The sequence below is a fragment of the Cognatishimia activa genome (assembly GCF_017798205.1).
GTDB classification, from domain to species: domain Bacteria; phylum Pseudomonadota; class Alphaproteobacteria; order Rhodobacterales; family Rhodobacteraceae; genus Cognatishimia; species Cognatishimia activa_A.
Map to the genome: position 1 here is coordinate 2695400 of NZ_CP060010.1, position 25528 is coordinate 2720927.

Here is a 25528-nt window from a genome sequence, read left to right on the forward strand (position 1 = left end):
AAGGGGAAGGCCTAAGCGTCGCGCGCGTTATGCCAAAAAAAAGGGCCGAGCAAACAAGCTCGGCCTAAGTCCAACAGGGAGGTATGAAGATGATGTGCGAATAAGCAATCATCGCCTTCGAGAGATGAAATAAGCAGCAGCGTGTTAACTTTCAAGAAAAACCATGCTGCGCCTGCAGCAAAGCTGATATGCGCCTAGTGCATACCTAGAGGTTTCCCTGTTCTTTCATGTGTTTACGGCTAAGCGCGATCTCTTCTTGTACAAAGTCACGGAAGGCTTGAATGCGCTTGGAATGCCGTAATTCCTCTGGATAGGCCAGATAAACAGGGATTTCCTGACTTTGAACCTCGGGCAGGACCCGCACCAGATCAGGGGATTCCTCGACGATATAGTCGGGCAAAGACCCGATGCCGAGGTCATGCAAAACCGCCTGCAGAACGCCATAGTAGTTGTTCACGTTCAGGCGGGACTGAATATTGTTGGTCAAAAGCGACTGGATCATCACCGCACCGGCCGACACCTGATCAGAACCCGGGTTCTGACAGATCAAACGATGGTCCGCCATGTCCTGTGGCGTTTCCGGCGTGCCATGGGCGTCCAGATAGGCTTGCGTTGCATAGAGCCGCATGCTCACAAACATCAGGCGCTTGCGGATCAGGTCGGCCTGGCTGGGTTCTTTCATGCGGATTGCGCAGTCGGCCTCGCGCATGGGCAGGTCGAGCACCCGTTCCTCAAGCATCAGATCAATATTCAGATCAGGGTATTTTTCGTAGAGCTTATGCAGACGTGGCGCGAGCCACATGGTGCCAAAGCCAAGCGTCGTGGTGACGCGCAGTTCGCCAAAAACCTCTTCTTCACTGTCGCGAATTCGGGCAGAAGCCGCATCCAGCCGTTTCGCCATGGCTTTGGTCGCGTCAAACAGTAATTCGCCTTGTTCCGTCAGAATCAGACCCCGCGCATGGCGGTGAAAGAGAATCGTATTGAGGCTTTCTTCCAGCGCGCGCACCTGACGGCTGACCGCCGATTGAGACAAATTAAGGGTATCACCGGCATGTGTGAGGCTGCCTGCGTCTGCTACTGCGTGAAATATTCGAAGTTTGTCCCAGTCCATATCCGCAACTTTCTATTTGCTTGCCCCATTCCTAGAAGAATTTCCCGAAAAACGAAACATTGTGACGCGAGGTTTCAAAAAAACCTCACAAATAACTGTTCCAAAGGTCAGCAATTGTGACCTAACCTTAGGGTATACTCGATGTAGCAGCCAAGTGTTGGGAGGCACATAGCACGCATGAGCATCCAAAAGGTTTCCCTCAAGGACAAGTTTGATCTGACTAAAAAACAGGTCCTGTTGAACGGTACGCAGGCATTGGTGAGACTGATGCTGACCCAAAAGGCGCGTGATACCGCCGCCGGGCTGAACACGGCGGGCTATGTAACGGGGTATCGCGGGTCTCCGCTGGGGGCTGTGGATAGTGTGATGATGCGGGCCGAGCCTGAATTGTCGGCGGCTGATGTGCTGTTTCAATCCGGTTTGAACGAAGACCTTGCGGCGACGCAACTCTGGGGCGCGCAACAGGCGGAACTGCGGGGCGAGGGCAAATTCGATGGTGTCTTTGGTCTGTGGTACGGCAAGGGGCCGGGGGTTGACCGGACCGGCGATGCGATGCGGCACGCGAATATGGCGGGCACCTCGAAATTTGGCGGCGTGCTGATGGCGATGGGGGATGACCATACGGGCGAGAGCTCGACGGTTCTGCACCAGTCGGAATGGGCTTTGGTGGATGCCTATATGCCGGTGGTGTCTCCGGCGGGTGTGCAGGAGGTCATTGATTACGGTCTTTACGGCATTGCACTGTCTCGATTTGCGGGCGTTTGGGTTGGTCTGAAGACCATGAAAGACACGATCGAGGCGACCTCGGTTGTTGATGGATCGCTGGACCGCGTTCAGATTGTTGAGCCAGAGTTTGATATGCCCGAGGGTGGCCTCAATATCCGCCTTGGTGACACGCCCCACGCGCAGGAAGCGCGGATGATTGATTACAAACGCTTTGCGGCTGAGGCGTTTTCCCATGCCAATAAAATGGACAAACGCATGTGGGGCAAACCCGGTGCCAAGATCGGGTTTGTGGCGGCGGGTAAGAACTGGCTGGATCTGACCCATGCGATGTCCTTGCTGGGGATTGATGAGGCCGAGGCCGAGCGTCTGGGGATCACCACCTATAAGGTTGGGCAGGTCTTTCCGCTGGATATGAAGGGCTTTCATGATTGGGCCGAAGGGCTTGATCTGATCGTAATCGTTGAGGAAAAGCGCAAGCTGATTGAGGTTCAGGTCAAAGAAGCGATTTTCGATGACCGTCGCGGTCGTCGTGTTTATGGCTGGTATAAGGGCGGTGCAGGTCAGATGCATCGCGAAGAACTGTTCCCGACACGGGATGCGCTCAATCCCATCATGATCGCGCAGAAGATTGGCGAGATCCTTGTGGAAGAGGGGCGCGACACGGAGGCCGTGAAAAACGGGATCGCGCTTCTGGATGAGGCGCAACGCGCCGACAATGCCGAAGATATCACCGCACGGATCCCGCATTTCTGCTCCGGCTGTCCGCATAACTCCTCGACCAAAGTGCCCGATGGCAGCCGCGCCTATGCGGGGATTGGCTGTCACTATATGGTGCAATGGATGGATCGCGAGACCTCTGGGTTCACCCATATGGGGGCCGAAGGGGCGAACTGGATTGGCGAGGCACCTTTTTCCAATCGGGATCATGTTTTCCAGAATCTGGGGGACGGGACCTATAACCACTCGGGCGTTCAGGCGATCCGGGCGGCTTTGGCGGCGAAAACGAATATCACCTACAAAATCCTCTACAATGACGCGGTCGCGATGACGGGTGGGCAGTCCAATGACGGCGGGCTGGACGCTCCGAAAATCACGCGCGAATTGCTGGCGATGGGTGTTGAGGATCTGGTCGTCGTTTATGACGAGAAAGAGGATGTGGTGCAGAGCGCCTTCCCCTCTGGCGTCCCATTCCATGAACGTGCAGAGTTGATGCAGGTTCAGGAAAGACTGAGCAAAGGCAAAGGCGTATCGGCCATTATTTATGTGCAAACCTGCGCCGCCGAAAAACGGCGTCGCCGCAAACGCGGGACGTTTCCTGACATCGACAAGCGGGTCTTTATCAACACGGACGTCTGCGAAGGCTGTGGCGATTGCGGGGTGCAGTCCAACTGTATTTCCATCGTGCCGGTCGAAACAGAACTGGGCCGCAAACGGGCGATTGATCAGTCCAGCTGTAACAAGGATTTCTCTTGTGTGAATGGCTTCTGCCCGTCCTTCGTGACGCTCAAGGGCGCGAAGGTCCGCAAAGAGGCGGCAAAGGACGTTACCCTGCCGGATATGCCGGAACCAGAGATCACCCCGATCAAATCCACCCACAACGTGGTCATCACAGGCGTTGGCGGTACTGGAGTTGTCACTATTGGTGCAGTCCTCGCCCAAGCCGCGCAGATCGACGGCAAAGCTGCAGGCATGATGGAGATGGCAGGTCTCGCGCAGAAGGGTGGCGCGGTGCATATCCATTGCCGTCTGGCCGAGACCCCGGAAGCGATCAGCGCGATCCGTGTGGCGACCGGGGAATGTGATGCTTTGATCGGCGGCGACCTCGTGGTCAGCGCGGGCGCAAAGACACTCGGTTTGACCGCCGCGGGGCGGACGGGCGCTGTGGTGAACAGCCACGAGATCATCACCGGCGAATTCACCCGCAATACCGAATTCACCATCCCAACCGACCGTTTGACCGTGGCGCTCGAGGCGCGGCTGCGTGAGGGGCTTGCGTTGTTTAACGCCTCCGAGCTGGCACGAGTGATCATGGGGGACTCGATTTATTCAAACATGATGATCTTTGGTGCGGCCTGGCAAAAGGGCCTCGTGCCGATCAGCCGAGATGCGATCCTTGCGGCGATTGAGTTGAACGGAGCGGCAGTAGAGCGCAACAAACGCGCCTTTGAGCTGGGCCGTTGGGCGGTGCTTTATCCCGAGGATGCCCGCGCGATGATGACGCCCAATGTGGTGGAATTGCCGAAAACGCTGGACGAGAAAATCGCCATGCGTGCGGATCATCTGACAAAGTATCAGAACAAACGTCTGGCCAAGACATACCGCAAGATGGTGGATGGCATAGAGGATGCACGCCTGAAAGAGGCCGTGGCAAAAGGCTATCATAAGCTCTTGTCTTATAAGGACGAATACGAAGTCGCGCGTCTGCATCTGAGCACGATGGAGAAGGCCGCAGCACAGTTTGAAGACGGCTTTGAAATGACGTTTCACCTCGCGCCGCCGATGATTTCAAAGGACGGGCCCAATGGCCGCCCCGAGAAACGTGAGTTCGGCCCAGGCATTATCCGCTGGTTCAAACTGCTCGCGCGTATGAAAGGCCTGCGCGGCACCGTACTTGATATCTTTGGTCGCACCGAAGAGCGCAAAATGGAGCGTGCGCTGATCAAGCAGTATGAGGCCGATATGGCGGATATCCTGCCCGCCAATCGCGCCACTGCGAGCGATGAAGCCGTCGCCCTTGCCGAACTGCCGCTGCAAATCCGTGGCTTTGGACCGGTGAAAGCCGCCAATGAAGCCAAGGCAGCCAAGCGCCGCGAAGAGATTTTGGCGGCCATCCGCATGTCAAAAACGCACAAAGCGGCGGCAGAATAGGCAAAATGCTGCGGTCAATTGTCATGATTGCGTTACCAGCCTGTCATAAAGACTTTGAAACCTTGGTGCTTGCCCTTATGTAAGCGCCAAACTCGCCAAACTCGCCAAACAGCCTTTAGGACAGACCTCTCATGGCCAGCAATCGTGCCATCGTTCGGGATATCAGCTACGCCCATTCCGCCGCCACAAAGGGTGGGCGGGCCTTTATTCGTGTGCTCGAAAACACCACGGGGCGTCTGCGTCTGATCAAGCGGGCCAAAGGCTATGAGGATGAGGTCGCGAATGGCCGCGATTTCTGGCAGGTCATGGTGGAACGCTATGGGCTGAGCCTTGAGGTTTCAGGCGGCTCTTTAGACAATATCCCCAAAGAGGGGCCGCTTTTGCTGATCGCGAACCATCCTTATGGCATTCTGGATGGGCTGATGATGGGGCATATCCTGTCAGAGGTGCGCGGCGATTTCCGCATTCTGGCGCATCAGGTGTTCCGCAAGGCCGAGGATCTCAACCGCATCATCCTGCCGATCAGCTTTGATGAAACCAAGGAAGCCATGAAGCTGAACCTGCAGACCCGCAAAGAGGCGGTGAACTACCTAAGCCAAGGTGGCGCAATTGGCATTTTTCCGGGTGGCACAGTCAGCACCGCGGAAAAGCCCTTTGGCGAACCAATGGATCCGGGCTGGCGCGGTTTTACCGCGCGGATGGTAGCGAAATCCGATGCCGCTGTGGTGCCTGTGTTCTTTGACGGAACGACCTCGCGGCTGTTTCAGGTGGCGAGCCATCTGCATTACACGCTCCGCATGGGTTTCCTCATTCGCGAATTCAAAAAGCGCGTCGACAGGCCGGTGCAGGTGGTGATCGGCAAACCGATTGCGCGCGAAGAGCTCGATAAGCGGCGCCAAGACACCAAAGCGCTCATGGACTTCCTGCGGCAGGAAACCTATGCTCTGTCTCCAAAGCCTGTCGATGCAGACGCCTATGGCTTTGAGTTTGAAGAGAAATACAAGGCGTAAAGCCGGTTTCACGAGGGTCATAAGGGCATGGCGGTAGGAATTTTCGATAGTGGCCTAGGGGGTCTGACGGTCTTGGATGCTGTATCCAAGGCGCTGCCGGATGTGCCGTTTGTTTATTATGGCGACAACGCCCATGCGCCTTATGGGGTGCGCGATGCGGATGATATCTACAATCTGACGACTGCCGCATTGGAGCGTATGTGGGAAGAGGGCTGTGATCTGGTGATCCTGGCCTGCAATACCGCGAGCGCGGCGGCCTTGCGACGGATGCAGGAAAGCTTTCTGCCGACTGATAAGCGCGCCCTGGGCGTATTCGTGCCTTTGATCGAAGCTCTGACCGAGCGGCAATGGGGCGACAATTCCCCGCCGCGCGAGGTGGCTGTGAAACATGTGGCGCTCTTTGCGACGCCGGCGACGGTCTCTAGCCGGGCGTTTCAACGCGAGTTGGCGTTCCGTGCGATTGGCGTGGACGTCGAGGCGCAGGCCTGTGGTGGCGTTGTCGACGCCATTGAGGATGGCGATATGATCCTCGCGGATGCGCTGGTGCGTAGCCATGTGGACGCCTTGATGCGCAAAATGCCGACGCCTGAGGCGGCCATTTTGGGATGCACGCATTATCCGCTGATGGAAGAGATTTTTCAGGACGCTTTGGGCCCAGACGTAAAGGTCTATAGCCAAGCGAACCTCGTGGCCGCGAGCCTTGGAGATTACCTGAAGCGTCATCCAAACATGCGTGGCACGGGCGAAGAGAGCAAATTCCTCACGACCGGCGATCCAGCCCGCGTGTCCGCGCGCGCAACGCAGTTTTTGCGACGAAAGATCGAGTTTACCGCTGCTTGATCCCGCGCGTCGCTGCGCTTAAAACCCCATGAAATTCACGCGTGCGCCCGAAGTGGGCCGCCGCGATCTATGAGAAAGAGGTCTGACATGACCCATAAAATCGCAATTCTTGGTGCCTCTGGCTACACAGGTGCCGAACTGATCCGGATTATCGCCACCCATCCCAGCATGGAGATCGTGGCACTGGCCGCCAATTCCAAGGCGGGGAAATCCATGGCCGAGGTCTTTCCGCACCTGCGCCATTTGGACCTACCGGATCTGATCAAGATCGATGAGATCGATTTTGACAATGTGGATCTGGTGTTCTGTGGTCTGCCTCATGCGACCAGCCAGAAGGTCATTAAGGCTCTGCCAAACACAGTCAAAGTCGTTGATTTGTCAGCGGATTTCCGGCTGCGGGATCCCGAGGAATACGCCAAGTGGTATGGCGGTCAGCATGATGCCGTCGAGCTGCAGGGCGAGGCAGTTTATGGTCTCACTGAGTTCTACCGCGAAGACATCAAGACCGCGCGGCTGGTTGCGGGCACGGGCTGTAACGCGGCGACAGGGCAGTTCCTGTTGCGGCCTTTGATTGCGGCGGGTGTGATTGATCTGGACCAGATCATTCTCGACCTGAAGTGCGCAGTGTCCGGCGCGGGGCGGTCGTTGAAAGAGAACCTGCTGCATGCGGAACTCTCAGAGGGTTACAACGCTTACGCTGTAGGCGGTACGCACCGGCATCTGGGTGAGTTTGATCAGGAATTCAGCGCAATTGCAGGTCGTCCTGTGAAAATCCAGTTCACCCCGCATCTGCTGCCGGTCAACCGGGGCATTCTTGCGACGGGCTATGTGCAGGGTGATGCACAAGCGGTCTATGACACGATGGTCGCTGCCTACAAAGACGAGCCTTTCATCGAAGTGCTGCCCTTTGGCGAGACCCCATCGACCCACCACGTGCGCGGATCGAACTTTTGCCACATCGGCGTGACCAAGGATCGGATCGACGGGCGGGTGATACTTGTTGCCGCACTCGACAATTTGACCAAAGGCTCCTCTGGACAAGCGGTTCAGAACGCCAATCTTATGCTAGGAGAGGCGGAGACCGCCGGGCTGATGCTCGCGCCGTGCTTCCCGTAAACCAGCGCAGGAGGGCCGTATGAAGGGCCTCAAGAAACAGAGACGCATTCAGATCATCATCGCCGCCATGGTGGCTTTGGTGGTCTCAACGGGCTTGATTGGCTATGCGATGCGGGACGGGATCAATTTTTTCCGCTCCCCCAGTCAGGTGGTCGAGGAACCGCCTGCGCCCAATGAGGTGTTCCGTATTGGCGGGTTGGTCGAAGAAGGCACGCTGGTGCGCGGTCAGGGCGACACGGTTACGTTTTCTGTGACGGATGGCGGGGCCTCGGTGCCTGTGAGTTTTGTGGGTGTGCTGCCGGATCTGTTTGCCGAGAACCAAGGTATGGTCGGGCAAGGGCGTTACATTGACGGTGTCTTTCAAGCCTCTGAAATCCTTGCCAAACACGATGAGACCTATATGCCTAAAGAGGTCGTAGATGCTCTGAAAGAACAGGGCGTTTACAAAGGTGAAGACAGCTAAGCGCGTTGCGCAGGCGGCGCGCGGGTGGCTCAAGCCGGATTAGGGTCTGAGGCGCAGGCTCCTTGCAGATAATCATGCGAGGTGCCCATGGACGTCAGACAAATTGCCAAAGAAATCGTGGGTCGCGAGGGCGGCTATGTGAATGACCCCGATGACCCGGGTGGGGCGACGAAATACGGCGTGACCATCGGCACGATGCGGCGTCTGGGGATGGATCTGGACGGCGACGGGCAGGTCACGACCCATGACGTGAAGGCTCTGACCCAAGCGCAGGCGGTCGAGATCTTTGTGCGCGACTATTTTGAAGCCCCTCGGATCAACGAGCTCCCTCCGGCGCTGCAGGCTTCGGTGTTTGACATGTATGTCAATGCGGGTGGGAACGCGGTGCGTATTCTGCAGCGTCTGCTCAATGATATGGGGCAGGCGGTGTCGGTGGACGGGGGCATTGGTCCTCAGACGCTTGAGGCCTGTGAGGCGGCCGCCGCCCTTGCGCCGCATCATCTGGCGGATGCTTATGGGATCGCGCGGCGGAACTATTATTTCCGCATCGCTGATGAGACGCCGAAATTGCGCAAATTCGCGCGCACCAAAGCGGGCAAGAAGGGCGGTTGGATCAAACGGGCTGAGGAATTCATCTCGCCGCGCTATCACCTGTCCCCACGCGAATTTGACCGTCGGGTGGCGACATGGGCGTAGTGGGGCGGATACTTGATGTGATCTTTGGCGGGGGTCGCAATGTGGTGGCCGAGACCGCCGAGGTGTTTCGTCAGAACTCCGAGAAGGGTGCTGCGCGGGAGCATGATCTGCGGGGGGCGACTTTGGCGCAGTTTGGCGGGGAATTTCGACAGAGCAATCGCGGTGGCTTTGATCGTGTGATGGATGGGATCAACCGTCTGCCGCGGCCTTTGATGGCCTTGGGCTGCATCGGCCTCTTTGTCGCAGCCATGGTGGATCCGCTCTGGTTTGCGGCGCGGATGCAAGGGATTGCCCTGGTACCCGAGCCATTGTGGTGGTTGTTGGGCGTTGTGGTCAGTTTTTACTTCGGAGCGCGGCATCAGGCGAAAGGGCAGCAATTTCAACGTGATATCGCGCGGGGTTTGGCGCGGTCCGCGCAGGTTGTGAATGCGATTTCTCAGATCGAGAACCTTGCGGTTGAAAGTGCCGACCAAAGCACTGAGGTCAATCCCGCTCTTGCCGAATGGAAGCGCTCCCAAAGCTGACGTGCCAATCGGTCGCGCGACATCTGCGCCCTTGTCGGGAATTTGAATTGGCGCGGGCTGCGGCGGGTTCTATATCTGGCCCATGATAGTAGAACTCGGCCACTTCGCTTTGATTCTCGCAGCCGTCACGGCTGTGGTGCAATCCATCGTCCCCCTTATCGGCGCGCACAAGCGTTGGAGCGGCTGGATGGCCATGGGCGACACCGCAGCGACGGTGCAATTCGTGCTGACGGCTGCAGCCTTTGCAGCGTTGACCTATGCTTTTGTGGTCAGCGATTTCTCGGTGCATTTGGTCTATGCGAACTCGCATACGCTGAAGCCGATGATCTACAAGATTTCAGGTGTTTGGGGGAACCACGAGGGTTCGCTCCTGCTGTGGGTTCTGATCCTGACACTGTTTGGTGCTTGTCTCGCGTGGTTTGGAGGCAACCTGCCGCCTACGCTAAAGGCGCGGGCTTTGGCGGTACAGGCCTCAATCGCGGTGGCGTTTTTTGCATTCATGCTGCTGACCTCAAACCCATTTGTCCGCATGGAGATGGTTCCCTTTAACGGCCAAGACCTGAACCCGCTGTTGCAGGACGTGGGTCTCGCGCTGCACCCGCCGTTTTTGTATCTGGGCTATGTGGGGCTTTCGATGGCCTTTTCCTTTGCAGTGGCGGCCCTGATCGAAGGCCGCGTCGATGCGGCTTGGGCGCGGTGGGTTCGGCCTTGGACTTTGGCCGCTTGGATTTTCCTGACCATCGGCATCGCGCTTGGATCTTGGTGGGCCTATTACGAGCTGGGCTGGGGCGGGTTCTGGTTTTGGGATCCGGTTGAAAACGCGTCCTTTATGCCTTGGCTTTTGGCGGCAGCGCTGTTGCATTCGGCCATTGTCGTCGAGAAACGCGAGAGCCTTAAGGCCTGGACGATCCTCTTGGCGATCCTTGCTTTTGGGTTCAGTCTGATTGGGACGTTTATCGTGCGGTCTGGCGTTTTGACCTCGGTGCACGCTTTCGCCAATGACCCAGAGCGGGGCGTGTTTATCCTGATCATTTTGGCGGTCTTCTTGGGAGGCGCTTTGACGCTCTTCGCGGCCCGCGCCGCGGTGCTTGAAGCCAAGGGAGTCTTTGGCATGGTCAGCCGGGAGGGCATGCTGGTCGTGAACAACATCCTCTTGGCCGTGGCCTGTTTCGTGGTCTTTATCGGCACGATCTGGCCGCTGGTAGCTGAGCTGTTCTTTGATCGCAAACTCTCGGTTGGGCCTCCGTTCTTCAATATGGCTTTCACGCCCTTCATGGTGGCCCTTGGGGCGCTCTTGCCGATTGGAGCGATGACGCCTTGGAAACGGGGCAAGCTCGGGCGCATTTCGCGACCTCTGGTGCCTGCTTTGGTTCTGGCTTTGGCGCTGGCGGGGCTCGTCTGGGCGATGCAGACGGAGAGAACGTTGCTTGGCCCAATCGGGCTGTTGCTGGCGAGCTGGATGGTCTTTGGCGCGATCTTTGATCTTTGGACGCGGACAGGGCGCGGAGACCGTGCCGCTCGGCTGCGGCGGTTGCGTAATCTGCCCGGTGCCGATTGGGGTAAGGCGATTGCCCATGGGGGGCTTGGCATCACCATGTTTGGGATTGCAGGGCTGACCGCTTGGGAAGTCGAAGACATTCGCGTTGTGCAACTGGGCGAGCAATTCTCTGTCGGGGCTTATGAAATGGTGCTGGAAGAGGTCCATGACATAGAAGGCCCGAACTACCTCGCGACCACTGGCACCGTGCGCGTGACGCGCAACGGAAACGAGGTCGCCGAGCTGCACCCGGAAAAACGCATCTATCCGGTGGCGCGCATGCCCACGACCGAAGCCGCGATTGATTACCGCTTCTTGCGCGACATCTATGTGGTGCTCGGAGACCCGCAGGACGACGGCGGCTATACGGTGCGCAGCTACATCAAACCTTTGACCAATTGGATTTGGCTAGGCTGTATTCTGATGTCCTTGGGCGGTCTGGCGAGCCTGTTTGATCGCCGCTACCGCGTAGCCTCTGGCGCGCGCAAGACCAAGGCGGTGCCTGCGGAATGAAACGTCTGATTTTCCTGCTCTGGCTCTTTGCAACGCCGCTTTATGCCGTAGAGCCTGATGAGGTTCTGGCCGATCCGGGCCTTGAGGCGCGCGCGCGGTCTTTGTCTCAGGAGTTGCGCTGTTTGGTCTGTCGCAATGAGAGCATTGATGAAAGCAATGCAGAGGTCGCGCGTGACCTGCGCCTCTTGGTGCGCGAACGTATAATGGAGGGCGACGCGGATGACGAAGTCCTCGCCTTTGTGGTCCATCGCTACGGGGAATACGTGCTGCTGAACCCGCGGGCCGATGGCGCGAATTTGGTTCTGTGGATGGCAGGGCCTGTGATGCTTCTGATCGCTTTGGGGCTGGGCTTTGGCTATGTGCGTCGCCGCAGTCGCGCCAGCACACCGGGCTTTCGTGCCTTAAGTGCGGATGAAAAGCAGCGCTTGGATGAAATCTTGAAGGAATGACGCGCGGTTGCTCTTCACAACCGCCAAACTCTTCTTATTTTGAGGCCAAACGTTAAGCGGGAAGGCCTTTTTATGGAATATCAAGAGATAGAGTTCAGTGTCCAAGACGGCTATGCGCTGATAACGCTCAACCGGCCTGACAAGATGAACGCCCTGAATGGGCAAATGCGGGCCGAGATTACGCATGCGGTGCGCGACGTGTCACAAAACCATGAAAGCCTTGGCGCGCGGGCGCTGGTGATCACCGGCGCAGGCAAAGGGTTTTGCGCGGGGCAAGATCTGGGCGGGCAGGGATCTATCGCGACGATGGATCTTGAGCGTGTGCTACGCGATGAATACACCCCGATGCTGCGCGCGATTGTGGATTGCGAAGTTCCTACGATTGCGGCCGTACATGGCGCTGCGGCGGGGGCCGGGGCGAACCTTGCTTTGATCTGTGACGTGGTGATCGCCGCGGACAGCGCATATTTCCTGCAGGCCTTTTCGCGGATTGGTTTGATCCCCGATGCAGGCGGCACCTATATGATGCCGCGTCTGGCGGGCACTGCCAAGGCCATGGGCGCTGCTCTCTTTGCGGAAAAGATCTCTGCCAAACAGGCGGATGACTGGGGGCTGATTTGGGAGGCCGTGGCTGACGGTGGTTTTGAGGCCCATTGGAAGGCGCGGGCTGCGCATCTGGGGGCAGGGCCAAGTGGCGCGTATCGCGCACTCAAGCAGGCGTTTCGCGCGACTTGGGGCAATACATTGGAAGAACAATTGGCTCTTGAAGCGAAGCTGCAGGGCAAATGCGGAAAATCTCGTGATTTCCAAGAAGGCTCTGTCGCGTTCTTTGAAAAACGCCCGGCGGTTTTTGAGGGGCGATGACGCGATTTCTTTGAAAGAAATCGACGTCGGAAACTTTCAAAGTTTCCGTTTGAAAAGGCCGCCAGTTGGGCGGCCTTTGGTTTTTAGCGTTTCATAAGGGCGCGGAGAAACAGTTGAGCTTCCTCTGCAGGTTTGCGTTCAATGCGCCGATATACTGCACCGTCGATCGTTCGTTTCATCAAGCCGTTCTCGATCAAAGAGCGCCGGATCTGAACGTGATCGCCAAAGGTGGCGCGCGTTTTAAGCACCTCATTCACGTCTTTCTCGGTCAGATCCTGTTTGGCAGGCAGAAACCGCCAGATGGCCCACAAACATAGCGCCTGAACCTGCGTGCGACGCGGCCAGCCCGACATACGGCCCTCGGCGTCCATAAAACGCAAAGCACGTTGCGTGTCTTTGCTAAGACCACGCGGTTCAGGTTGCTGGGCCTTCAGGTGTTGGGTGTTCTTAAAGCCCGCGGCCCGCGCCACGAGGCTCATGAATTGCGCATGTCCGGGCACGGGCGCACCGTCCAAAGATTTTCGCAAGGTTTTGGTAAATGTAGATAAATCCGCAATATAGAGCGGCGTGAGGTCTTGAGCCATAACAGCATCCTTCAGACACGTGCGTCTCGGAACCGAGGTGGTGGTCGCCCTTGCCAACTGCACGAAAGTGAAAGTGCCGTTGTGTGTATCTCACAGGTTTAGCTTGGCCGAAAAGGCTGGCGACGCCTGGGTGAACTGCGGACCCAGCTTCAGACAATCAGAACTGCCCTTGTGCCTCAACAAAAAAGGCCGCGCGGACTGCACGGCCTTTCGAAGTGTTGTGATTTGGACTTACCGGTCTTCGATATCGGTATAGTCGCGCTCGGTTTCGCCGAGATACAGCTGGCGAGGGCGACCGATCTTGTTCTGTGGATCTGCGATCATTTCTTTCCACTGGCTGACCCAGCCCACGGTGCGGCTTAGCGCGAAAATCGGTGTGAACATCGAGGTTGGGAAGCCCATCGCCTCGAGGATAATGCCGGAATAGAAGTCCACATTCGGGAAGAGTTTCTTCTCTGCGAAATATGGATCCGCAAGAGCTGCTTGCTCCAGCTCTTTGGCAGTCGCGAGGATTGGGTTGTTTTCCACGCCCAGCAGGTCCAGCACTTCGTCGGCGGACTGTTTCATCACGGTCGCGCGTGGGTCGAAGTTTTTGTAAACGCGGTGGCCAAAGCCCATCAGACGGAACGGATCGTTCTTGTCTTTCGCGCGGGCAATGAACTCAGGGATACGATCCGGTGTGCCGATCTCTTTCAGCATTTCCAGACACGCCTGGTTCGCACCACCATGGGCAGGGCCCCAGAGGCATGCGATACCTGCCGCAATACAGGCAAAGGGGTTCGCGCCAGAGGAGGACGCCAGACGCACGGTCGAGGTCGATGCGTTCTGTTCGTGGTCCGCGTGCAGTGTAAAGATACGGTCCATCGCGCGGCTCAGGATCGGATCGACGTTATATTCCTCGGCAGGGACGGCAAAGCACATGTGCAGGAAGTTGGACGCGTAATCCAGATCATTGCGTGGATAGATGAACGGCTGGCCGATCGAATATTTATAAGCCCATGCCGCAATAGTTGGCATCTTTGCGATCAGACGATGGGACGCGATCTCGCGCTGGCGCGGGTCGGTGATGTCTGTGGAGTCGTGATAGAAGGCAGACATTGCACCTGCGACACCGGTCATGATCGCCATTGGGTGTGCGTCACGACGGAAGCCGCGGAAGAAGTTCACCATCTGCTCGTGCAGCATCGTATGGCGGGTGATGGTGCTTTCGAATTTCTCAAGCTCTGCCGCGGACGGCAGCTCACCGTAGAGCAGCAGATAGCAGACCTCTAGGTAATGGGATTTACCCGCCAGTTGGTCGATCGGGTAGCCACGGTGCAACAGCTCGCCTTTGCCGCCATCGATATAGGTGATGGTGGAATCACAGGAGGCTGTCGAGGTGAAACCTGGGTCATAGGTAAAGACGCCCGCTTGGCCATAAAGCTTACGGATATCAAGAACATCGGGTCCCGCAGTTGGCGAGAAGATCGGCAGGTCGTAGGACGCATCTCCAATAGTCAGCGTCGCGGATTTTGTGCTGTCGGTCATAATTTTCCCTTCCTCGGTGGGCTCCTGGGCGAAAGGCGCCCGGGGCTCTTTTACGTCAAAGCAAGGGTCGTTGCCCTTGCCCTAATCTGCTGCCGCGTCTTGCAACCGAGCGATGGATTCGTCCGGCCCCAACACGAGCATCATATCAAAAACACTTGGGGTCACCGCGCGTCCGGCCAAAGCCGCCCTTAGTGGGCCCGCCATCTTGCCGAATTTGATTTCCTTCGCCTCAGCAAAAGAACTGGTGACTGCCTCAAGTCCGTCTCGCGTCCAGCTAGCATTTTGCAGCTGCGGCGTCAATTCTTTCAGTATACCACGGGATACATCATCAAGATTTTTTGATGCCTTCTCGTCTGGCTGAAGAGGGCGTTGCGCCGTAATAAAGTGAGCCTTTTCAAGGAGTTCCGGGAATGTTTTGGCGCGTTCTTTCAAACAGTACATGCCCACCCGTAGTAATTCGGTTGTCGCTGCGTCAAAGGGTTGCACACCCATAACGTGTTGAAAATCAACCAATTCATGCAGCAGTGCGGCATCGTCGCTCGCGGCAATATGTTGACCGCAGATGTTTTCCAGCTTTTTGAAATCAAACCGCGCTGGCGATTTGCCAATCCCACCCAGATCAAACCACTCTTTGGCCTGTGCATCGGTAAAGAATTCGTCATCGCCGTGGCTCCAACCCAGCCGCGCCAGATAGTTGCGCATGCCGGCCGCCGGATAGCCCATCTTTTGGTACTCTTCCGCACCAGTCGCGCCGTGGCGTTTGGAGAGTTTCTTACCATCCGGACCAAAGATCAGCGGGATATGCGCGTAAGTCGGCAGATCCCAGCCCATGGCCTCATAGATCATCATCTGGCGCGCTGCGTTGTTGAGGTGATCGTCACCACGGATCACATGAGTCACGCCCATGTCGTGGTCATCCACAACGACTGCAAGCATATAAACCGGCGTGCCATCAGAGCGCAGCAGGATCATGTCATCCAACTGTGCATTGGCGATTTTCACATCACCCTGAACCTCATCACGGATCACCGTCGTGCCTTCCTGAGGCGCTTTGATCCGCACCACATATGGCGCATCGGGATGGCTTGATACCTCCGCATCCCGCCAAGGGCTGCGGTACAGCGTGGATTTGCCTTCCTCTTTGGCTTTGTCACGGAAGGCCTGAATTTCGTCCTGTGTCGCGAAACACTTGTAGGCCTTGCCCTCGGCCAAAAGTTGCAGTGCCACCTCGGCATGCCGATCGGCACGTTCAAACTGGCTGATCACATCACCATCGTGATCAAGGCCAAGCCAAGCCATGCCTTGCAGGATCGCATCCGTTGCCTCTGGGGTAGACCGCGCGCGATCTGTGTCCTCAATCCGCAACAGGAATTTACCGCCACGCCCGCGCGCATAAAGCCAGTTAAACAGCGCAGTGCGCGCGCCGCCGATATGCAAAAAGCCTGTCGGAGAGGGGGCGAAGCGGGTGACGACGTTGGACATAGGCGGTTTACCCTTCAGTAACCAAGAGTGGCATAGATTTTTCCGGGCCTGTCTATCGCTCAGAGGAGGGCAGAACAAGTGCTCCGGATTGCCCTGTTTTTGGAAAGAACGCTCAGGGGGCAAAGCGGGCATCTGTTTCATTGGTGTCCGGTGTTTTTGGCACTGGGGATCGGGCTCTATTTTTCGATCCGCTTTGAACCGGATCAGGCTTTGGTTCTTGGCCTCTTGGCGCTTGCGATACCGCTGTTGATCTGGGCGGCACTCGACCGAAGTGGATTCATGGCGATCCCGATAGCGCTGACGCTTGTTATCGCGGGTTTCGCCCTTGCCACATGGCGCGCCCATGAGGTCGCGGCGCCGCGATTAGATTTGCCTTACAACGGGCTTGTTGCCGGGCGGGTGATCGAGATTGATCGCTCGTCATCTGATGCGCTGCGTGTGACCTTGGATCAGGTTGCAATGTGGGATCTGGGCGCGCGTGCACCACCGGAACGGGTGCGCTTGTCGTTGCATGGCAAGGCCAAGGGGTTTCGGCCTTTGCCGTTGCAACGCATTGAAATGAGGGCACGATTGGCACCACCGTCTGGACCGGTGGAACCGGGGGGCTTTGATTTCCAAAGACACGCCTGGTTTCAAAGCCTTGGCGCGCTTGGCTACACACGTGCGCCGCCTCGTGAGATTGCGCTACCTCCTGACGGTGTGTCCGTTGCGAGCGTTCGATTTGCGCTGTCCGAGGGGATACGCAAACACCTGAGCGGCGACGTCGGCGCAGTTGCCGCGGCCATCACGACCGGCGATCGCAGCCACTTGCGCCAAGGCACAACCGAGCATCTGCGAACAACGAACCTCGCGCATCTTTTGGCGATATCAGGCCTGCATATGGGGCTTTTGGTTGGCGTCGTTTTCGCGGGGTTGCGATCCGCGATGGCCTTATGGCCCTATGTCGCCCTGCATGTTCAGGTCAAAAAATACGCAGCCGGCGGAGCTTTACTGGCCGCGGTAGCCTATTTGGCGTTGTCGGGCGCGAGTATTGCAACAGAACGGGCCTTCGTGATGGTGGCGGTCGCTTTGGTCGCTGTCATGCTCGACCGTCGTGCGATTTCAATGCGGTCAGTGGCCATTGCTGCATTGATCGTGCTGGTTTTACGCCCCGAAAGCCTCTTGTCGCCAGGATTTCATATGTCCTTTACCGCGACGACGGCCTTGGTCTGGGTCTTTGGGTTGCTTAGGTCTCAAGCTGGTTGGCCTGTGCCGGGGTGGCTCAAACCTGTCCTTGCGCTGTGTATAACGTCTTTCGTCGCCGGAGCCGCGACCACGCCTTTTGCAGGGGCCCATTTCAATGGCTATGCCGCCCATGGATTGCCCGCGAACCTGCTTGCGGTGCCGATTATGGGGGCTGTAGTGATGCCAGCGGCTGTGGTGGCTTTCTGTTTGGCGCCCTTGGGGCTTGAGGGGCTCGCCCTCACGGTCATGGGGTGGGGCTTGCAATGGATCCTTTGGGTGGCCGCGTTTTTCGCAAACTTAGACGGCGCGCGAAGGGCTGTCGTCGCGCCGCCCTCGGCCGTTTTGCCGGTGATCAGCTTGGGGGCCTTATTTGTAATGCTCTGGGCTGGGCGGCTGCGGGTGATTGGAATACTCCCATTGGCCGTTGGTGGGTGGCTGTGGATCATGGTCGAGCGACCAGATGTCTTAATCGATGAAAGTAGTGCTTTGGTCGGGGTGATGACAGAGTTTGGGCGCGCGGTGAGCAAGCCACGCGGGCAGGGTTTTGCCGCGCGGGTGTGGCTGGAAAACGATGGGGATGGGGCGGATCAGCTGGAGGCGTTTGAGCGACGCAAAGATGGGCAAAAAGACGCTGCGTTCGCGTATCTGGATGGCCATGCAATCTGGGTGAAGTCCGGGAAAGTAAAATTAGATCATAAGTTTACGTGTCGCTCTACGGATATCCTCGTTGCTTCCAAAGAGGTCGCAATCGATGTGCCCTGCCGCATCATCACCCCAAAAACAATGGCCAAAACCGGAGCTTTGGCCATCTATGTCCGAGGGGACAGTTTGGAATTCGGGTCAGTCGTAGAGACCCGCGGCAAACGCCTGTGGTCACCGCCCGCGCATGCTCAGTAGCTGCGAATGAGGCCGACCAGCTTGCCCTGAACGCGGACCTTATGATCGGGCAGAACGCGCGTTTCATAAGCCGGGTTCGCGGCCTCTAGCGCGATATTGCTACCTTGGCGTTTGTAGGTTTTCAGCGTGGCCTCTTCTTCTTCGATCAGAGCCACCACGATGTCGCCATCCTGGGCCACGGCCGAATCCTTGATGATCACCACATCGCCGTCATTGATGCCCGCATCGATCATCGAGTCGCCTTTGACCTCAAGGGCGAAATGCTTGCCGTTGGACGAGAGCATCGAGCCCGGCACCGCCACGTGATCATGCACATGGCTGATCGCTTCAATCGGCACACCAGCCGCGATTTTGCCCATGATCGGCAGTTCCATCGCCGCAAGACCTTGAGGCATTTCAGGCATCTTTGGTTCCGGCTTGCCGCCGTCAATCACCTGAGGCGTGAAGCCGGCGGGGGCCATATCATCGGGAAATTTCACAATCTCAATCGCACGGGCGCGGTGGGCGAGGCGACGGATGAAGCCGCGTTCTTCCAGGGCCGTAATCAGACGGTGGATGCCCGATTTAGACCGCAGATCCAGCGCGTCTTTCATTTCGTCAAAGCTCGGCGGCACGCCATCGCGTTGCAGCCGTTTGTGGATGAACTCCAGCAAGTCTCGTTGTTTCTTGGTCAGCATCTGCTCGCCTCCGAAAACCCTAAAGATTTGCGTTTGTTCTATCTGTGTTCACGTTTTGTGTCAACTGTTTTGGATTTGTTCCGGTTTTAGACGGTCAAATCGGGATATAATGCAGAGTGTCTCCGGCCTTGCGCGCTGGGTCTTTGACAGGACGGATCGCCAGGGCGTTGGCGTCTGAAAGCACCGTCAAAAGCGCGCTGTCCTGGCGGTCAAAGACGGTCAATGCGCCATTTTCAATACGTGCCCGCATGTAGTGCTCGCGGATCCCATTGGCCGAGATATCATGCGCAAGAGGGGCCGTCAGCGTGGGCTGAGCGGCCGCGCCAAGCCCAAGCATCGCGCGGATCACAGGGGCGACAAAGACCGTGCCACAGACCATAGCGGACACGGGGTTCCCAGGCAGACCGATCATCATAGACCCCGAGGCCAAGCGCCCCGCCATCAGGGGCTTTCCGGGCCGCATGGCGATTTTGTAGAAGCTGCGCTCCATACCCAGATCGCCCGCGACTTTGCCCACGAGGTCATGGTCTCCGACAGAGGCCCCGCCGATTGTGATGACCAGATCTACGTCGTCACAATGGGAAAAGGCCGCGCGCAGGCTCGCCTCGGTGTCACGCGCAATCGGCAAAAGCCGCGCTTCGCAGCCCATGTCACGCAGCATGGCCTGAAGGCCGAAGGAATTGGAGGCGATGATTTGATCTGGGCCGGGGGTGTCTCCGGGCATGACCAGCTCGTCTCCGGTGGACATGATCGCGACGCGCGGGCGGCGGGTCACAGAGACCTCGGCGATATTCATCGCGGCCATCAAAGCGATGTCTGTGGGGTGCAAAAGGCGTGGCGCGTCAATGGTTTGACCGTCCTTAAAGTCGCTACCTTTGGCGCGCACATAGGGCGCTTGATCGAGGTCTTCCCCAAGAGTGATGATGTCCCTGTCGCGCGTCACATCCTCTTGGATGACAATGCGATCCGCGCCTTCGGGCACAGGCGCACCGGTAAAGATCCGCACGGCTTGGCCGGTTTCAACCTTGCCATAAAAACCATGGCCCGCCGCAGATTCCCCGATCACATGGAATGTCGCGCCCTCAGATACCTCGGCGTTCTTTACCGCATATCCGTCCATAGCCGAGGATGAAAACGGTGGCTGATCCCGTCGCGCAGCCACAGGCGCCGCCAGCACGCGGCCATTGGCCTGCGCCAAAGGCACAGTCTCGGCCTCAAGCGGCTTGGCCAGCGCGAAGAGATGCGCGAGCGCCTCGGGGACCGTGATCATTCGGCTTGATAGCGGCCGGATTTGCCGCCGTCCTTGAGGATCACGCGAATGCCGCCGATCTCCATTGCCTTGTCGACCGCTTTGACCATGTCATAGACGGTGAGCGCTGCGACGTTGACGGCGGTCAGCGCCTCCATCTCGACACCGGTCTGGCCGGTGGTCTTGACGGTTGCCTCGATGCGCACGCCGGGCAGGGCCTCATCCAGTTTCAGATCAACGGACACTTTGGTGATGGGCAGGGGATGACACAGCGGGATCAACGTGGCGCATTGCTTGGCGCCCATGATACCGGCGAGCTGCGCGACGGCCAACACATCGCCCTTCTTGGCGCGACCTTCTGAAATGATATCAAAGCTTTGACGGGCCATTTTGACATGTCCCTCAGCCGTCGCGATGCGCGAGGTGACGTCTTTTTCGCTGACGTCGACCATATGGGCCTCGCCCTTGGCGTCAAAATGGCTGAGCTTTGGATCAGACATGGGTCAGGCTCCGGCGGGGGCTGGGTTGGCGAGCAGTTTTTGGGTTGCGGCCGTCACATCGTCCTGACGCATGAGGCTCTCACCGATCAGGAAGGTGCGGGCGTTGACCTTGGACATCTCCGCGAGGTCTTCGGGGGTGAACAAACCGCTTTCGCAGACCACCAGCCGATCCTTCGGAACACGTGGGGCTAGGGTGCGCGTGGTATCAAGCGTGGTCTCAAATGTCTTGAGGTTGCGGTTGTTGATACCCAACAGCGGGGATTTCAGCGCCATCGCGCGGTCGAGTTCCTCGCCATCGTGGACTTCGATCAGAACATCCATCTTCCATTCAAAGGCGGCGGCCTCAAGCTCTGCGGCCTGTGCATCGCTGACCGAGGCCATGATGATCAGGATACAATCGGCCCCCAAGGCGCGCGCCTCGGCAACCTGATAGGTGTCATACATGAAATCCTTGCGCAACGCGGGCAGGTCGGTGGCGTCGCGCGCCATGGTCAAGAACTCTTTCGCACCCTGAAAGGACGGCGTGTCGGTCAGGACAGACAGGCAGGTCGCGCCGCCCGCCTCATAGGCTTCGGCGATGTCCTCAGGATCAAAATCCGCGCGGATCAAGCCTTTGGACGGGCTGGCCTTTTTGACCTCGGCAATCAGGCCGTAGCCTTGGCGGGATGCTTTAAACAGAGCGCGCTCAAATCCGCGCACGGGGCTTGCGGCACGCGCAGATTCCTCGACATCGGCCAGAGATTTCGCCTTTTTGTCGGCGGCGACCTCTTCGAGCTTATAGGCCTTGATTTTATCCAGAACAGTGTCGGTCATGCGTGCGTCCAGTTGATCTCTTGTTCACCTTGGTTCCTAAGCCAGTCGTTGATCCGTGAAAAGGGCTTTGAGCCAAAGAACCCACGGCGGGCGGACAAAGGAGAGGGGTGGGCGGTCTCTATCATCAGATGATCGCCCGGGTGAATGTGTTTTGCGAGGGCCTGCGCCTGTTTGCCCCAAAGGACAAAGGCGGTTGGTTTTGGGGAAACTTCGGAGAGGACTTCATGGGCCAGTTGCTGCCAGCCGAGGTCTTTGTGGCCGTTAGCCTCGCCTGCGGGGACGGAGAGTACTGTGTTCAGCAAAAGCACGCCTTGCGCGGCCCAGGGGCGCAGGTCTCCGGTTTGCGGGGCCTGGCCGAGGTCGTCGACCATCTCTTTGTAGATATTGTTGAGGCTACGGGGCAGGGGGTGGACGTCGGGTTCAACCGAGAACGACAGCCCATGCGCGTGGCCGGGCGTCGGGTATGGGTCTTGACCAAGGATCACCACGCGCACTGCATCCGGTGCGCAAGCCTCAAGAGCCGCGAAACGCTGACGTGCGGGCGGCAGGATATCGCGAGGATCCGCCGCGATCTTCGCGTCAATAGATTGAAAACGCTCAGAAAAGAACGGCAGATGCGCCCACGTCTTGGGGATCGAAGAGGAACCGGAGGGCCCGACTGAGACGCCCATCAGGCGGCCTCGGATGTGATCCGCGCTAGGGCTTCAACCTTGGACTTCGCAGCACCGCTGTCGATGCTTTCTCGCGCCTTGGCGACGCCTTCTTTCAGATCACTGACCGCATCAGCCACCAGCAAAGCAGAGGCCGCATTCAGAAGAACCGCATCCCGATACGCGCTCGCCTCACCCGCCAAAAGCGCGCGGAAGGCGGTGGCGTTTTCTTCGGGCGTGCCGCCGACGATGGAGTCAAAGGGATGCACCGGCAGGCCCGCTTCTTCGGGGTGGAGTTCGAAGTCCTTCACCGAGCCGTCCGCCTCAAGGGCTGAAACCCAGCTTGTGCCTGTGATGGTCAGCTCATCCGTGCCGTCTGAGCCATGCACAAGCCAGGCTTTCTCACTGCCCAAACGACCCAGAGTTTCTGCCATTGGGCGGATCAGATCCTTGATGAAAGCTCCTGTCAATTGGCGTTTCGCGCCCGCGGGATTGGTCAGAGGGCCGAGGATATTAAAGATTGTTCGCGTGCCCAACTCTGTCCGCGTTGGCATCACATGCGCAATCGCCGGATGATGCATCGGGGCCATCATAAAACCGATACCGGCCTCATTCAGCGCCTTCTCAACAACCTCAGGGCCGACCATCACATTGATGCCCATCTGGCCCTGCAAATCAGAAGTCCCTGATTTCGAGGTCAAATTCCGGTTGCCATGTTTCGCAACAGGAACGCCAGCACCCGCAACAACAAAGGCTGTTGCGGTTGATATATTTAGCGTGTGTTTGCCGTCTCCGCCCGTGCCAACGATGTCCATCGCGCCAGCAGGAGCTTTCACAGCCTTGCATTTCGCACGCATAACCGCAGCCGCGGCGGCGTATTCGTCCACCGTTTCTCCACGCGTGCGCAGCGCCATCAGAAGGCCGCCAATCTGGCTGGGTGTGGCTTCACCGTTGAACAGAACTTCAAACGCAGTTTCCGCCTGCTCTTGGGTCAAAGGCCCATTTGCGGCGGCGTTGATCAGAGGTTTTAGCGCGTCGCTCATGCCGGCACCTTCATCATGTCGAGGAAATTCTTCAACAGCGCGTGGCCGTGTTCCGAGGCAATGGATTCCGGGTGGAATTGCACGCCTTGAATTGGCAGCTCGCGATGCTGCAGACCCATGATCGTGCCGTCCTCAAGTTCCGCTGTGATTTCAAGGCTGTCGGGCAGGGTTTCCCGTTCAACGACCAGCGAATGGTACCGCGTCGCGTCAAAGGGCGTGGGCAGCCCTGCAAACACACCTTTGCCCGTGTGATGCATCTTACCCATCTTGCCATGCACGATCTCGTGACAGCGCACGACATTTCCGCCAAAGGCCTGACCGATGGACTGATGGCCCAGACACACGCCCATCAATGGCGTACCGGTTTCTGCCGCAGCCTCAACCAAAGACAGGCAGATGCCGGCTTCGTTCGGCGTGCAAGGCCCAGGGGACAAGAGAATCCCCGCAGGATTCATCGCCATCGCTTCTTGCGTATTGATCGCATCGTTCCGCCATACTTGTACGTCGGCGCCAAGTTCGCCCAAATAGTGTACAAGATTGTAGGTAAAACTGTCGTAGTTATCGATCAAAAGCAGCATGATACGGCCCGGTTACAAAGTTTCTTAAGATCGGGGTAGGAAGATCCCGCCCGGTCGCGGTATACATGGTCAGGCTTGACCTCTAGGGTCAAGGGGCGGGGCAGCTGCTTATCCAAAAAAAGGGCCCAGGGGCCAAAAAACAGAGGCACAAAGGACGTAAGCGCATGATACGCGGGATTTTGGTCGGATTTCTGGGTGGCGGGGCCCTTGGTCTTGTCTTTGCGGGCGTGGTTTCGCTCGTGTCGCCTTTGCCTGCGCGGATTGAACTGGAAAGCGAGGCCACGCAGGCTGTGTCCGAGCCCCTTGCCAGCGTGCAACCGGGTCTTGCCACGCCCTCAGAGGCGGATGCGCCTCTTGCAACCGATACAGTTGCGGCAGCACCTGCTCAGTCGGATGGCGAAGGTGTGCCGGAAGCAGACCGTGCCTCAGCGCCCCGACCAACGCCTTCGGATGTTGTTGTCGTGGATGGCGATCCGATCGTAGACGAGGCCTCTGCGGTTGCTGTGACTGCCCTGGAACCCGTCTTCCCGACACCGCAAGCCAATGCCATTCAAACGCCCGAAGCCGAGAGCGATACACCAGAAATCACGTTGAGGCCGGTGCAGCGCCCTCAGGTCGCAACCACGGAGACGGCGACCCTGGCCGCCCCCTCAGTTTCTGAATCGCCGAGTGCGCCGACCACGATCAACGTTCCCATCGAGACCACGCGTGCAGATCCCACGCCCACAGATCTTGGCGTTCCTGCGTCACGAGGCTCTGAACAAGAGGACGTTCAGACGTCCCTTTTGCAACCTGCCACAGATCTCGACGAAGCCTTTCCGCAGCTGACGTCGACCCGTTTGCCCACTGTTGGGTCATCGCAGGTTGCGGCGGACGCGGCGGGGGTAGGCGACTCAAGCCCGCTCGTGCAATTCGCTGCAAAGTTTGAACGTATCAACTCGCGGCCAATCCTGTCGGTCGTTCTGATTGACGAAGGCAAAAGCGATCTGGATCTGAGCATCCTGCGCGAGTTTCCGTTTCCTCTGAGCATTGCTGTGAACCCGGCGGCCTCTAATGCGGTGGAACGCGCGCGCATGTTCCGCTCTATGGGGCTTGAGGTGCTTGCGGTTTTGGATCTGCCAGAGGGTGCAAAGCCCGAAGATGTCGAGGTCAATCTTGCCACGGGTCTGGTGAATCTGCCGGAGAGTGTTGCCATTCTTGAGGGCGCAGCGACTGGTCTGCAGGAAAGCCGTGAAGTTTCAGATCAGGTGATTTCCTTTGTCAGAGCTTCCGGCCATGGCTTGGTGATGCGGCCCAAGGGGCTTAATACGGCTCAGAAGATGGCTGCGCGCGATGGGGTGCCGTCAGTGACGGTCTTTCGCGATATCGACAGCAAGGGGCAGACCGAGGTCGTGATGCGCCGCTTCCTCGATCAGGCGGCGTTTAAGGCGCGCCAAGAAGATGGTGTCTTGATGTTGGGCCACTTGCGCCAGGATACGCTGGCGGCGCTGGCGGTTTGGACCTTGGCGGATCGGGCTTCGACGGTTGCTTTGGCACCGGCGTCGACCCTGTTGCGCGCGCAGACCGAAGGATAAGGCGGAAACTTTG

The 25528-nt window shown here is 58.0% G+C and carries 23 protein-coding genes; 12 read left to right on the forward strand and 11 right to left on the reverse strand.

Annotated features, from left to right (window positions below; genetic code table 11):
- Positions 1-205: 205 nt before the first annotated feature.
- Positions 206-1111 carry a LysR family transcriptional regulator gene (locus tag HZ995_RS13260; protein ID WP_209356144.1) on the reverse strand — a complete coding sequence of 302 codons (906 nt, stop codon included), beginning with the start codon at positions 1109-1111 and terminating at the stop codon, positions 206-208.
- A 177-nt stretch (positions 1112-1288) separates the two neighbouring features.
- On the opposite strand from HZ995_RS13260, the gene HZ995_RS13265 reads away from it, so the two are divergent.
- The 10 genes from HZ995_RS13265 to HZ995_RS13310 all read left to right on the forward strand — a co-directional run bounded on the left by HZ995_RS13265 (position 1289) and on the right by HZ995_RS13310 (position 12717).
- Entirely contained in the window at positions 1289-4705 is a 3417-nt protein-coding gene (locus HZ995_RS13265) for an indolepyruvate ferredoxin oxidoreductase family protein (RefSeq protein ID WP_209356145.1), read from the forward strand.
- A gap of 131 nt (positions 4706-4836) precedes the next feature.
- On the forward strand, positions 4837-5715 hold the full coding sequence (locus HZ995_RS13270) for a lysophospholipid acyltransferase family protein (protein ID WP_209356146.1): 879 nt from the start codon (positions 4837-4839) through the stop codon (positions 5713-5715).
- A 27-nt stretch (positions 5716-5742) separates the two neighbouring features.
- Entirely contained in the window at positions 5743-6555 is an 813-nt protein-coding gene (locus HZ995_RS13275) for a glutamate racemase (protein WP_209356147.1), read from the forward strand.
- Between the two features lie 87 nt (positions 6556-6642).
- The gene (argC, locus tag HZ995_RS13280) at positions 6643-7671 is read left to right on the forward strand and encodes an N-acetyl-gamma-glutamyl-phosphate reductase (protein ID WP_209356148.1); all 1029 of its coding nucleotides are present in this window, start codon (positions 6643-6645) and stop codon (positions 7669-7671) included.
- Positions 7672-7690: 19 nt separating this feature from the next.
- A complete protein-coding gene (ccmE, locus tag HZ995_RS13285; protein ID WP_209356149.1) occupies positions 7691-8134 on the forward strand; it encodes a cytochrome c maturation protein CcmE in 444 nt (147 codons plus the stop codon).
- An 87-nt stretch (positions 8135-8221) separates the two neighbouring features.
- Positions 8222-8830 (forward strand): holin-associated N-acetylmuramidase, encoded by a 609-nt coding sequence (locus tag HZ995_RS13290; RefSeq protein ID WP_209356150.1) that lies wholly within the window; start codon positions 8222-8224, stop codon positions 8828-8830.
- Positions 8821-9354, forward strand: a complete 534-nt coding sequence (locus HZ995_RS13295) for a holin family protein (RefSeq protein WP_209356151.1) — start codon at positions 8821-8823, stop codon at positions 9352-9354. The genes HZ995_RS13290 and HZ995_RS13295 overlap by 10 nt, the downstream gene beginning before the upstream one ends.
- An 82-nt stretch (positions 9355-9436) precedes the next feature.
- Positions 9437-11404, forward strand: coding sequence for a heme lyase CcmF/NrfE family subunit (locus HZ995_RS13300; protein ID WP_209356152.1), 1968 nt, complete (start codon positions 9437-9439; stop codon positions 11402-11404).
- The gene (locus HZ995_RS13305; protein WP_209356153.1) at positions 11401-11853 is read left to right on the forward strand and encodes a cytochrome c-type biogenesis protein; all 453 of its coding nucleotides are present in this window, start codon (positions 11401-11403) and stop codon (positions 11851-11853) included. Before HZ995_RS13300 ends, HZ995_RS13305 begins: the two co-directional genes overlap by 4 nt.
- Before the next feature lie 72 nt (positions 11854-11925).
- Positions 11926-12717: an enoyl-CoA hydratase-related protein gene (locus HZ995_RS13310; protein ID WP_209356154.1), complete on the forward strand. Its 792-nt coding sequence runs from the start codon at positions 11926-11928 to the stop codon at positions 12715-12717.
- Between the two features lie 83 nt (positions 12718-12800).
- Here the strand turns inward: HZ995_RS13310 and HZ995_RS13315 are convergent, their stop codons facing one another.
- From HZ995_RS13315 to gltX, 3 genes are all read right to left on the reverse strand, one after another.
- The gene (locus HZ995_RS13315) at positions 12801-13301 is read right to left on the reverse strand and encodes a DUF2087 domain-containing protein (RefSeq protein WP_209356155.1); all 501 of its coding nucleotides are present in this window, start codon (positions 13299-13301) and stop codon (positions 12801-12803) included.
- 231 nt (positions 13302-13532) lie between these two features.
- Entirely contained in the window at positions 13533-14828 is a 1296-nt protein-coding gene (gene gltA, locus HZ995_RS13320) for a citrate synthase (RefSeq protein ID WP_209356156.1), read from the reverse strand.
- 81 nt (positions 14829-14909) lie between these two features.
- Positions 14910-16310, reverse strand: a complete 1401-nt coding sequence (gltX, locus tag HZ995_RS13325; protein WP_209356157.1) for a glutamate--tRNA ligase — start codon at positions 16308-16310, stop codon at positions 14910-14912.
- 78 nt (positions 16311-16388) lie between these two features.
- Between gltX and HZ995_RS13330 the strand changes: the two genes are divergently transcribed.
- Positions 16389-18431, forward strand: a complete 2043-nt coding sequence (locus HZ995_RS13330; protein WP_245168671.1) for a ComEC/Rec2 family competence protein — start codon at positions 16389-16391, stop codon at positions 18429-18431.
- On the opposite strand, the gene lexA is transcribed toward HZ995_RS13330, so the two are convergent.
- From lexA to HZ995_RS13365, 7 genes are all read right to left on the reverse strand, one after another.
- On the reverse strand, positions 18425-19108 hold the full coding sequence (gene lexA / locus HZ995_RS13335) for a transcriptional repressor LexA (protein WP_209356158.1): 684 nt from the start codon (positions 19106-19108) through the stop codon (positions 18425-18427). The genes HZ995_RS13330 and lexA overlap by 7 nt on opposite strands.
- A 94-nt stretch (positions 19109-19202) precedes the next feature.
- Positions 19203-20378, reverse strand: coding sequence for a molybdopterin molybdotransferase MoeA (locus tag HZ995_RS13340; protein ID WP_209356159.1), 1176 nt, complete (start codon positions 20376-20378; stop codon positions 19203-19205).
- Positions 20375-20857 (reverse strand): cyclic pyranopterin monophosphate synthase MoaC, encoded by a 483-nt coding sequence (gene moaC, locus HZ995_RS13345; protein ID WP_209356160.1) that lies wholly within the window; start codon positions 20855-20857, stop codon positions 20375-20377. The genes HZ995_RS13340 and moaC overlap by 4 nt, the downstream gene beginning before the upstream one ends.
- A gap of 3 nt (positions 20858-20860) precedes the next feature.
- Entirely contained in the window at positions 20861-21670 is an 810-nt protein-coding gene (trpC, locus tag HZ995_RS13350) for an indole-3-glycerol phosphate synthase TrpC (RefSeq protein ID WP_209356161.1), read from the reverse strand.
- On the reverse strand, positions 21667-22341 hold the full coding sequence (locus HZ995_RS13355) for a uracil-DNA glycosylase (protein WP_209356162.1): 675 nt from the start codon (positions 22339-22341) through the stop codon (positions 21667-21669). Before HZ995_RS13355 ends, trpC begins: the two co-directional genes overlap by 4 nt.
- Entirely contained in the window at positions 22341-23363 is a 1023-nt protein-coding gene (trpD, locus tag HZ995_RS13360) for an anthranilate phosphoribosyltransferase (RefSeq protein ID WP_209356163.1), read from the reverse strand. Before trpD ends, HZ995_RS13355 begins: the two co-directional genes overlap by 1 nt.
- Complete coding sequence (locus HZ995_RS13365) at positions 23360-23941, reverse strand: anthranilate synthase component II (protein ID WP_209356164.1); 582 nt, start codon at positions 23939-23941, stop codon at positions 23360-23362. The genes trpD and HZ995_RS13365 overlap by 4 nt, the downstream gene beginning before the upstream one ends.
- Positions 23942-24105: 164 nt before the next feature.
- Between HZ995_RS13365 and HZ995_RS13370 the strand changes: the two genes are divergently transcribed.
- Positions 24106-25515 carry a polysaccharide deacteylase family 2 protein gene (locus HZ995_RS13370; protein ID WP_209356165.1) on the forward strand — a complete coding sequence of 470 codons (1410 nt, stop codon included), beginning with the start codon at positions 24106-24108 and terminating at the stop codon, positions 25513-25515.
- The last annotated feature ends 13 nt before the right edge of the window (positions 25516-25528 follow it).